This window comes from uncultured Cyclobacterium sp. (assembly GCF_963976465.1).
In the GTDB taxonomy this organism is placed as follows: Bacteria; Bacteroidota; Bacteroidia; order Cytophagales; family Cyclobacteriaceae; genus Cyclobacterium.
Map to the genome: position 1 here is coordinate 1 of NZ_CAXBOC010000152.1, position 10549 is coordinate 10549.

Annotated in this window: 11 protein-coding genes; 4 read left to right on the forward strand and 7 right to left on the reverse strand. The window is 38.2% G+C overall.

The window, feature by feature from the left end; genetic code table 11:
* Positions 1-1386, forward strand: a 1386-nt coding sequence (gene metG / locus AAC037_RS10290) for a methionine--tRNA ligase subunit beta (RefSeq protein WP_339902913.1), incomplete at its 5' end; no start/stop codon positions are given.
* Positions 1387-1526: 140 nt separating this feature from the next.
* A complete protein-coding gene (locus AAC037_RS10295; protein WP_339902914.1) occupies positions 1527-1946 on the forward strand; it encodes a DUF4174 domain-containing protein in 420 nt (139 codons plus the stop codon).
* A 13-nt stretch (positions 1947-1959) separates the two neighbouring features.
* Here AAC037_RS10295 and AAC037_RS10300 read toward each other — a convergent pair whose 3' ends face one another.
* Positions 1960-2580 (reverse strand): 2OG-Fe(II) oxygenase, encoded by a 621-nt coding sequence (locus AAC037_RS10300; protein WP_339902915.1) that lies wholly within the window; start codon positions 2578-2580, stop codon positions 1960-1962.
* A gap of 158 nt (positions 2581-2738) precedes the next feature.
* On the opposite strand from AAC037_RS10300, the gene AAC037_RS10305 reads away from it, so the two are divergent.
* The gene (locus AAC037_RS10305) at positions 2739-3500 is read left to right on the forward strand and encodes a hypothetical protein (protein WP_339902916.1); all 762 of its coding nucleotides are present in this window, start codon (positions 2739-2741) and stop codon (positions 3498-3500) included.
* 12 nt (positions 3501-3512) lie between these two features.
* On the opposite strand, the gene AAC037_RS10310 is transcribed toward AAC037_RS10305, so the two are convergent.
* The 3 genes from AAC037_RS10310 to AAC037_RS10320 all read right to left on the reverse strand — a co-directional run bounded on the left by AAC037_RS10310 (position 3513) and on the right by AAC037_RS10320 (position 6966).
* Positions 3513-4286: a LexA family transcriptional regulator gene (locus AAC037_RS10310; protein WP_339902917.1), complete on the reverse strand. Its 774-nt coding sequence runs from the start codon at positions 4284-4286 to the stop codon at positions 3513-3515.
* Complete coding sequence (locus AAC037_RS10315) at positions 4283-4540, reverse strand: hypothetical protein (RefSeq protein ID WP_339902918.1); 258 nt, start codon at positions 4538-4540, stop codon at positions 4283-4285. Before AAC037_RS10315 ends, AAC037_RS10310 begins: the two co-directional genes overlap by 4 nt.
* Positions 4541-4701: 161 nt before the next feature.
* The gene (locus AAC037_RS10320; protein WP_339902919.1) at positions 4702-6966 is read right to left on the reverse strand and encodes a Tex family protein; all 2265 of its coding nucleotides are present in this window, start codon (positions 6964-6966) and stop codon (positions 4702-4704) included.
* Positions 6967-7114: 148 nt separating this feature from the next.
* Between AAC037_RS10320 and AAC037_RS10325 the strand changes: the two genes are divergently transcribed.
* On the forward strand, positions 7115-7468 hold the full coding sequence (locus tag AAC037_RS10325) for an Hpt domain-containing protein (protein WP_339902920.1): 354 nt from the start codon (positions 7115-7117) through the stop codon (positions 7466-7468).
* A 55-nt stretch (positions 7469-7523) separates the two neighbouring features.
* On the opposite strand, the gene AAC037_RS10330 is transcribed toward AAC037_RS10325, so the two are convergent.
* The 3 genes from AAC037_RS10330 to AAC037_RS10340 form a co-directional block, all read right to left on the reverse strand.
* Entirely contained in the window at positions 7524-8525 is a 1002-nt protein-coding gene (locus AAC037_RS10330; RefSeq protein ID WP_339902921.1) for an N-acetylmuramoyl-L-alanine amidase, read from the reverse strand.
* Between the two features lie 479 nt (positions 8526-9004).
* On the reverse strand, positions 9005-9424 hold the full coding sequence (locus AAC037_RS10335) for an adenylyltransferase/cytidyltransferase family protein (RefSeq protein WP_339902922.1): 420 nt from the start codon (positions 9422-9424) through the stop codon (positions 9005-9007).
* Positions 9421-10374 (reverse strand): LicD family protein, encoded by a 954-nt coding sequence (locus tag AAC037_RS10340; RefSeq protein WP_339902923.1) that lies wholly within the window; start codon positions 10372-10374, stop codon positions 9421-9423. Before AAC037_RS10340 ends, AAC037_RS10335 begins: the two co-directional genes overlap by 4 nt.
* Positions 10375-10549: the final 175 nt, after the last annotated feature.

Below are 10549 nucleotides of genomic sequence, written 5' to 3' on the forward strand. Positions count from 1 at the left end.
AGCTGGCTAGAGACGGGTGACGGGCTTCAGCCACGTTCCATGACCAGAGATATGGATTGGGGTATTCCGGTGCCTATCACCGGAGCCGAGGGCAAGGTTTTGTATGTTTGGTTTGATGCTCCTATTGGCTATATTTCCTCCACAAAAGAATGGGCCAAAGAAAAAGGAAAGGACTGGGAATTGTATTGGAAGGACAAGGACACCAAACTGGTTCATTTCATTGGAAAAGACAATATTGTATTTCATTGCATTACTTTCCCTGCCATTTTAAAAACCTTAGGAGATTTCATTTTGCCGGAAAATGTACCTGCCAATGAATTTCTAAATTTGGAAGGTCAGAAAATATCTACTTCTAAAAACTGGGCTGTTTGGTTGCATGAATACCTGGAAGAATTTCCCGGACAGGAAGATGTTTTACGTTATGTATTGACCGCAAATGCCCCTGAAACCAAGGACAATGATTTTACTTGGAAGGATTTTCAAGCCAGAAACAACAATGAGCTGGTCGCTATCTTCGGTAACTTCGTCAACCGTGCGGTTGTCTTAACCCACAAGTATTATGGAGGCAAGGTTCCAAAACACCATGGTTTAGAACCGGTCGATGAAGAACTTATCCGTACCTTAGGGGAGTATCCTGATAAAATTGCGCAATCGGTAGAGAAATACAGGTTTAGAGAAGCCCTATCATTGATGATGGATTTTGCCCGTACAGGAAATAAATACTTGGCAGAAACGGAGCCTTGGAAAACCATCAAGACCAACGAAGAAAGAACCGCTACCATATTAAATATTGCGCTAAATATTGTTGCCAACCTTTCCATTTTATCTCAGCCATTCTTGCCTTTTACCTCCGAGAAAATAAAAGGCATGCTTGGTCTTCAAAACTTAAATTGGGAAAAAGCCGGTCAAATGAATTTGATAAAAGAAGGAGAGACCATAAATAAAGCAGCCTTGCTTTTCCAAAAAATTGAAGATAGTACTGTCGAAGCGCAAATTCAAAAACTTTTGGACAGTAAAAAGAAAAATGAAGCTGCCAAATACAAAGCCGCTCCAATGAAAAACATCGTGTCTTTTGATGACTTTATGAAATTAGATTTAAGAGTAGTCACCATTGTTGAGGCAATTAAAGTCAAAAAATCCAAGAAACTTCTTCAACTAAAAGTAGATACGGGAATTGGTATCAAAACAGTATTAAGTGGTGTGGCAGAGCAATTTAAGCCTGAAGATTTGGTTGGACGTCAAGTGACAATGCTATTAAACTTGGCACCCAAAAAGATGGTGGGCATTGAATCTGAAGGAATGATTTTGATGGCGGAAGATGCTGAAGGGAAACTAAAATTATTAAATCCTCACGAAGCCACCAATCCAGGTTCCAGTATCAGTTAAACTGGCTATCGGATTCCTTATTGGTAACCAAACACTTGACTCAGTCCAGCGATTATTGTCGCAGATTAGCGGTCAATTTAAAGTGATCAGAACAATTTTTCATGATATGAGTTGTGTTTTCAAGTCAAAATGCACAAAACATGGATATTCTGATCACTTTTCTTTTGATTATGGCAAGTACCAATTCTCAAACCAACATAGAAATTAAAGACCTGCAGTGGAAAAATAGGGTTTTATTGGTATTTCCTTCTGATAAAAATGCCAAAGGATTGGATTTAGCGGATGCGATTCAGGAAGACCTTGTCGAACGTGATCTGATTTATTTTTATTTTGGAGGTGAATTGGAGAGTAATTCCCAGTATACCTTTACAAAAAATCATCAAAAAGAATTGCAAAAGCTGTACGGGTCAGGTACCGATAAAGGTAATTACGTGTTGATAGGAAAAGATGGTGGATCCAAATTACAGGAATCCGGCAATGATATTAACTGGCCATTGCTTTTTTCTACCATTGATTCAATGCCCATGCGTATTCGGGAAATGAATAATAAACCTCAGTAGCACTATAATGTTTTCATTCCCTATCCTTCATCCATCCGGTGATGCTTATTCTTTCTTTGTTTGTCGGCAATACCTCATGCGGAACCTCTCCACTTAAAAAGACGACTACCCTTCCGCCCAAAGGTAAGAAATCCTGAAAGTCTTCTATCCCGTCAGGTCTGGTGTAGTACATCCTTAATTCCCCGCCATCCGATTCATCCCAAGTTTCGTTTAAATACAACACCACACTCACAATTCTATAACTTACAGATTGAAACTGGTCAAGGTGTCGGAGGTAAAATGAACCCTGAGGGTACATGGCAAAATGGGCTTCAAAAGATTTAAGCCCTAAATAACAGCGTTGATTGATTGCTGTTCTCAATTTTTCCATCTTATTCCAATAAACTTCCTGTAGGGGTGTCAGGAGGGATTCATCCATCCACAGGACTTTATCACTTCTAATTTCAGGTTTTATGGCAAAAGACTCTCCTTTTCCTATCCCGGCCAACCTAAATTGCCCATGCATAAGCAATTCTCTCTGTTCCTTGAGCAACTCCTTCCTGAATTCTTCGGGTATATAGTTATCCAAGACACACCAACCTTTGTCATAAAGATCTTCTACTATTATCTTATTCTTTTTTTCCCATTCATCCATGAATCAAATGTCGCCTAATATTCTAAATATTCTTCATTTGTGCTCCCAAATAAATCTTGAATAAGCCTAAAAAAATATGTGGGGGTGAAATTCTCAATTTTATCTCTTATTTTTAGTATTAAGCCTTAATTTTGTTTTTCTAAAAAGAAATAAAAAATATGCATTTAAAATCAGACGACATTGTACGATTGGAAATTGATTTTATCACCGGAGAGGTACCTCCTCCATTTAGTCATATTTTTAAGTTGAAGCTCTCCTTCAGCAAGAACTTTGTAAATACCCAATTTAATATTCAATATACCGATAGGGAAACCTTGACTCCTGAAGAAATCGTTGATGAAGGTTTTACCATGGCAGATGACTATAGTTATAAGGGTGAAATCCCCAAGCTTTGGGAAGGTATCTTCAAAAAGTTTTACTCTTCGTCCAAATGGTCTAACCTGAAAACCCTCGGGGAAAAAGGTGGCATTAAGTTATTGGCAAAGGACATTCATGGAAAGTTGATTCGTGACATCCCATTAAACCAAGAAGATTGGTACTTTACTTGTCAAGATTTCATTCAAGCCATTTATGAGGTCAGCAAGAAAGAGGCGCCCATGCAAATTAGGTATTTGGAAATTAAGAAAGAACAAAAAACGATGGTTGAAATCGTTTACAAGTTTTCCGTAAGAAAGGTATTACTTAATATTAATGGGAAACAAAAAGAAATGGCCTGGGAAAGAGGAAGGGAACTTGCCTCACTCATTTTCATTCCTGATTACGATTATGGTGTAGCCATGGAGGATGAACCCGTGAAAAATGGCAGGTATTTGGATTGTGGGGATGGGATTTGGCATAACTTTGAGAAAGGCATTATCAACCTTGATCCATCATTCGATGCCAAGAAAAAAATCGAACATGCACTGAGTCAGCTCCTATGATTTTTCAAGGCATTAGTGGTTGGATATTTTTCTGATATCTGATTTAATTTCTAAAATCATTTTACCTATTTCTTCCAGAGAAACCGGGGCTGATGGAGTGGGATCTGGAAAATGTGAGCTTATAAATGCCTTGGCTTCCCATATTTCCATTACATCCTGAATGGAGATATCGTAGGGTTTGTAGGTTTGATTATCCGAAACAGCAAATAATTTACCTCGCTCTTCAATGTAATTAAAAACCCTTTTATAGACAATTCCGTCGTTTTTGGTTACCAACACATAGGTTTTACCATTCTTAATCTCCATAGGACTTTCTAGATAAGCGCCCACGACAACTGTTCCCGGCATCAAGGGCAACATGCTGTCACCACTTATTTCAAAAGCCCGGTAGGTTTGATTGCCATCCAAATTAGGCAGCCTAAAATTGGGTAAATTCTCCATATACTCCGGATCTGCATATCCATTAAGATAGCCGGCGGAAGCTTTTTTACCCACCATGCTAATCCTTTCCTGCTCATCTTGACCCAAGGTAACGGTAAGAATCTTTAACTTCTCTCGTTGGAGAAATTGACGCCCTTTGCTAGCAATATCCCAACTTGTCAACTCGTCCATTGAAACATCAAAAATATTGGTCAAGGTAAGCAATGTTGAAAGCCTTGGTTCGGATCTCCCATCCTCATAGGCAGAAATCATGGTTCGTTGAACACCTAGCTCTTCAGCCAGTTGAGTTTGGGTCAAACCTGACTTTTTACGTAATGCCTTAATATTACTCCCTAGAAAACTCATGCAGAATAGAGATAAAATTGATGATCATCTTTCCATTGGTTTTTGAAAGTGAATTTCAATAAGTCCATTTTAGATTGCTCGCGCAAATTTAACCTCAATTTTATTTCTTCCATTATCTCTTCATCAGATAAGGCCTGATTCACTAACAAATACCCATAATATGGCTTCACAGCATTTTGAATATTAAATTTAACTTGTAGGTTGCCGGACATCAATTTTTTTGTCGTAAAACTAATATTGTGTAGGTCTCTCATATTTCAATATGTTTATTTAATGAACAATACGAAAATATAAATGTTATTTTAATTAACCTATTACTATTGAATAAAATTGAGGCATAGGTATGAAAAAAGCCTGTGAAAATAAATTCACAGGCTTTTCCCTATTTAAAGGCAGATAATATTTTGAAAAGAGGTTATTTTCCAAACTTCTTTTTTAGCAGCGCAAGCTTATCCTCCATACTTTCCTCGGCTACTTTTTGGTTTCCTTGTTGCTTTCTTCGAGGTCTTTCTCTTCTACTACCCGAGGAGGTATTGCTCGCGAAAGGATCGGACTTGAGACTTAAGCCAATTCTTTTTCTAGGCAAGTCCACTTCCATTACTGTCGCCATTACTTTTTGGTTGACAGCCACAACTTCCTTAGGGTCCTTGATAAACCTGTCTGCCATTTGGCTTAGGTGAACCAGGCCGTCTTGGTGTACACCTATATCCACAAAAGCCCCAAATTGGGTGATATTGGTAACAATGCCCGGCAGTTTCATCCCTACCTTGAGGTCTTTCATTTCATTGATTCCATCTTCAAACTGAAAAACCTCAAATTTTTCTCGAGGATCTCTACCCGGTTTCCCCAACTCTTCAAGAATATCCTTGAGGGTAGGCAAACCCACCTGTTCATTGACATAATCTTTAAGAGGGATTTTCTGAAGTAACTCCTCTTTCTTCAGCAGTTCTTCTACAGATACTCCCATGTCTTTTGCCATCTTATTGATCAAAGCATATCGCTCAGGATGAACGGCACTACTATCCAATGGGTTCTTTCCATTACGGATTCTCAAGAATCCGGCAGCCTGCTCAAAAGCTTTTTCTCCTAACCTTGGCACCTTTTTAATCTCTGCTCTGCTTTTAAAAGGGCCATTTTCATTGCGATAGGCAACAATGTTCTGTGCCAAAGATGGTCCAAGACCGGAAACATAGGTTAGCAATTGCTTAGAAGCTGTATTTACCTCTACCCCTACACCGTTTACACAGCTCATTACCGTATCATCTAGGGAATTTTTTAATGCAGTCTGATCCACGTCATGCTGGTATTGGCCCACTCCAATGGACTTGGCATCAATTTTTACTAATTCTGCCAGAGGATCCATCAACCTGCGACCTATAGAAATCGCCCCTCTTACAGTAAGATCAAAATCCGGAAACTCTTCTCTAGCCACATCAGATGCAGAATAAATAGAAGCTCCACTTTCATTTACCATGACCACCAATACCTCTTTAGGAAGACCAATGTTTTTTACAAAGCTTTCTGTTTCTCTACTTGCTGTTCCGTTACCTATAGCAATTGCCTCAATTTTATGTGTTGCCACCATGTGTTTGATCAAGGCCCCGGATTCCATGGTTTTCTTCTGTGGCTCATTGGGGAAGATGGTTTCATTCTGAAGAAACTGACCTTGGGGGCCCAGGCAGACAACCTTACACCCTGTCCTAAATCCTGGGTCTATGGCCAATACAGATTTTTCTCCCAAAGGAGAGCTCAACAATAATTGTCTAAGGTTTTCTGTGAAAACTTTAATGGCATCTTCATCCGCCTTTTTCTTGGCATATAGCCTCACTTCTGTTTCCATAGATGGTTTAAGCAACCTTTTATAGCCATCTTTCACTGCCAACCTTACCTGATCAGTGCAGGTATTGTTTTCTCTAACAACTGCCTTTTCAATAATTTTGGTGGCCGTTAGGTCATCAGGCCCGGTATCCAACATCAAGAAAAGTTCTTTTTCTCCTCTTCTCATGGCCAAAACCCTATGAGAAGGAGCGGTTTTGACAGGTTCTCTCCAGTCAAAATAATCTTTGTACTTGATGGCTTCTTCTTCTTTTCCGGGAATAACTTTTGATACAAACTCTCCTTCTTCAATAAATAGCTGCCTTAATTTTTTCCTAATTTCTGCATCCTCATTGATCCATTCAGCAATGATATCTCTTGCTCCATTCAAGGCCTCATCTATAGAAGCCACCCCTTTTTCTTCACTGAGGTATTCTTCCGCGGACTTGTCTAAATCAATTGAATTTTGTTCAAAAATCAACTGCGCCAAGGGCTCAAGCCCTTTCTCTTTGGCGATGGTACCTTTGGTTCTTCTTTTGGGTTTGTAGGGTAGGTAAATATCTTCCAGAACGGACATTGTTTCCGCAGCATTTATTTTGGCGGCCAATGTATCTGTTAATTTACCTTGTTCATCTATGGATTTTATTATGGCTTCCTTGCGCTTGTCCAGATCCCTTAACTGTTGCAATCTATCTCTGACAGCTGCTACCTGCACCTCATCCAAACTTCCGGTGACTTCTTTTCTATACCTGGAAATAAAAGGTACTGTTCCACCCTCATCCAGTAAATTGACCGTACTGATTACTTGCTTTTCTCGAACACCTAACTCAGTGGCAATCTTGGAATAATGATTCAAATCTGACATGAATAAAAATAATTAAATCCTGATTTTGTTTATTAGGGCGCAATTTAAAGCTATTTTTTTGGGATATTGTAAAAAAACTTAGAATAAGATTATTCGGTTATTTCAAAGCAAATTTTATATTTACAAACAAATTTATACTTAGAAAACAATGGATCAAAGCCAAGAAAAACTATACAATTTAGTTAATTTAGAAGAAATTAGTGGGGGTAGTCAAGAGTTTATCCATGAGATGATAAAACTTTTTATCAGCCAAGCTGAAACTACCATTACCGGTTTCAATCAGGCTATTGATCAAAAAGATTACGCCACCATCCGTAACCTTGCACACCAGATAAAGCCAAGTATCGATAATATCAAAGTCACCACATTAATGCCAATCATAAGAGAGATAGAAAGATTGGCTGAAAGCGAAAGTACCTTAGAAATACTAGACGCAAAAATTGGTGTCGTAAATCGTGAATTGGAAATTGTAATCCAACAATTGCAATTGGAGCTTAACTAAAGCTCCTTTGCAGCAATCCTCACTCCTTTATGCGCTTTATCGACCCAAGGTAGACTTAAGGGTAAAAATACCTAATTCGCATTTCTTCTATTTTTACTGCTTCTTCTTTATTTTGCTGTTTGAGGATTTCCACCCTTAGTTCATGACATGCTTTGGCAACGTAAGAATCCGGAAAAGACCTGGCTGATAATGTCAATAGTTCAAAAGCCTCAACCAATCTTTGATCACCACCTTTCTTTAAAAGTTTTTTTCCTTTCAAAAAGTTGGCTTTCCAAGCTTTGGCTTCGGGGCGCATCCTTTCAGCTTCTTGAAATACTTTGAATGGAACGACTTCTGAAGGATCCTTTTTTTCTGCAATGGGAGCTATTTCCGAAGAGGCAAAGAACGAAGCAATTGCCTCAAAATAAGCTTGGGCTTCCTTTTGATTGTATTCCGATTGTTTAAGCTTCTTTTCTTCTTTCGGGGAAGTGAAAAATGAAGCTTCTCCAATAATACCGGGGATGCCATAAGTTCCTCTAAGCACACTTGATCCTGATTGAGAAAATATGGTGAAATCTGAAACCAAACTATAAGGGCCTTTTCCTTTAAATAGTTGGTCGACCAACTTTTCTGCAACTTCCTTTCCTAATGTTACACTTGCCTGATTTTCTTCCGCACTGCCATGAAAATAAATAATTGGGAAATTCACCTTGGGGTCGGCCGTGGCATTGTGGTGTATAGAAATAAAAATATCCGCCTTATTCTCTAAGGCTATTTTGCTTCTTTCAGCCAAAGGAATAAAAGTGTCCGTGTTCCTGGTAAGTACAACCTTGGCCTCAGCCCCCTCCAGCATCTTCCCAAGCAGCAAAGCAACCCTAAGGTTAATCCATTCCTCTCTTTCACCTGAAGATCCTACCCTATAAGAATCAGTGGCAGCTGTACCTCCATGTCCGGGGTCTATGCATATGATTTTACCTTCTAGTGCTTTTACTTGCCCCATAGCTGGTATAGAAGCCGAGTAAAACATTAATAGAATTAGGAGTCCCCCCAAACCAATCGGTTTTAGTGCAATTCTCATGAGTAGTTTTTTATATATGCCTTGTCAGTAATATTATTAGGCATTCGCTTAAATAAGGGTGTAAATATAACTTATTTTTATAGCATTGCACAAAACCAAAATTCAGGCATTCAAATTAACTGCCTTATTAAATATTTTGTCTTCAGATTAACTGTTTAAAGTTTTATTCATTAGAAAACCAAGGGCCAGACGTTTACTTCAGGAAAAATTCATAACAATACCGAATGGGGCTGTAAAAAACCCATCCAATTAGTCTATGGTATTTTTACCCATAGTAGCCCTGTCAACTCTTGGAAAGGTTAAATAAACGCAAGAAAACAAGCCTTTTAAATACTGAAGAAATGTAGCTCTATGGTGAAGTCGGAAATAGCTCTTAATTGGCTGGGATTCTCCACCACGGCAGATCAACATTAAACCACAATTGAAAAAGGGTATAAGATGGCATTCATTCGCATTATTAATCAATTGATCCAGGAAATTCAATGCTCTTTTAGGCCTTTGCGGATACGGTCAATAATCAGGGTGGTAGATATATGATGGGAATAAGGAATCACTCTCTTTTTGTGCTCAGGTATGTTTCGGTATTCTTTAGCTTTGATTTCCATTTCTTTGTCATCCACATAACCATAAGCAAATAAGTCGTACCCATTTTGAATTAAAAATCCATCGTCAATCTCTCTGGGGCCATCGAGCCTTACTTCATCTACATATTTACATGATGCTAACATGATAGCTCTTTCTGATTGATTCATTATCGGACAGCGTTTTACTTGACGAACTCGCTCATCAGAAACTACATGAACAACCAGCCTGTCTCCCAGACTTTTTGCTTGTTTTAAGAAAGAAATATGACCTGGATGGAGCAAATCTGCAACCATTTTAGCGTATATGGTTTTCATTTCAACTGTTGGGTTAATTTATTTCCTATTTTTTTCCAAAATTTTTCTTCAGGATACTTTGTTTTAAATAAGGTCAAGTAATGCCGACATTTTTTTTGATCTCCATTAGATAGCAACTCAAAAAAATACTTTTTTGCACATACCCTTACAAGAGAGCTATTAAAATCAGTCAATTGACTATCAAAAAGAAAATGATGAATTGACCTGGGATTCCGCCAGTCACCATAGTTTTCCTCAAGGAAACGGGTAGCATTCGCAGGCACATAAACCGAAACACCCTCCATGGTGGATTTTTTTAGTGCGAAGGAACATCGCTTTCTTTCTACAACTTCCCCGAAAATCTCTGAATAAGTTATAAAATGTTCTCCTTGCTTTACAAAAAGCACCAATTCTACTACCGGACCACCCTTTAACCTGCACTTTATTTTAAAAGGGACAGTCGAATGACTGCACTTTAAAATTTTAAATGGGGATTTTTTCAATGCCGAAACCAGCAGATTAAAATCGATATTATCATCAATAATACCCAAATCAATATCCAAATCCCATGGAATAAAGCCTTTATTCCGCTCATGCCCCAGTAAAGTCCCAAAAGCTAAAAAGGGTTTTAATCCCAAGGGATACATTAAGTTTAAAAATAATTCGAGAGTATCTTTAAATGAAACCGAAAAAGCAGGCTTTACTTTTTTGGCAATCAGGTGTTTTTCTTTATAATTTGGGATAAATTTATTTTTTTCGACAAAATGAGAAATAAGGTTTTCCAACAAGTCTTCTGAATATTTAACTCTTCCAGACCTGTACAAAGCTTCCACCATTGCTAAGGATCCAACTACATTCCAGATTCTGTTATCAAAAAGCACCCAATGACTGACCATCCTATCAGAAAACCATCTTGAAATAAGGACTGACGGATAATAGAAAGTTTTTATCAGGTACTTTTTTTCAATCATAATTACTTCTATAAGCCACTAAAAACTGCTCCTCCAATCCTAAGCCGCGTTGAACCACAATCAATGGCCATTTCATAATCCCTGGAAAAGCCCATTTGGCATTGCTCTAAGCCAAACCGATCTGCCATCGTTCTTAATTTATTAAAAAAAGGAATAGGGTTATCTTTTTTTGGTG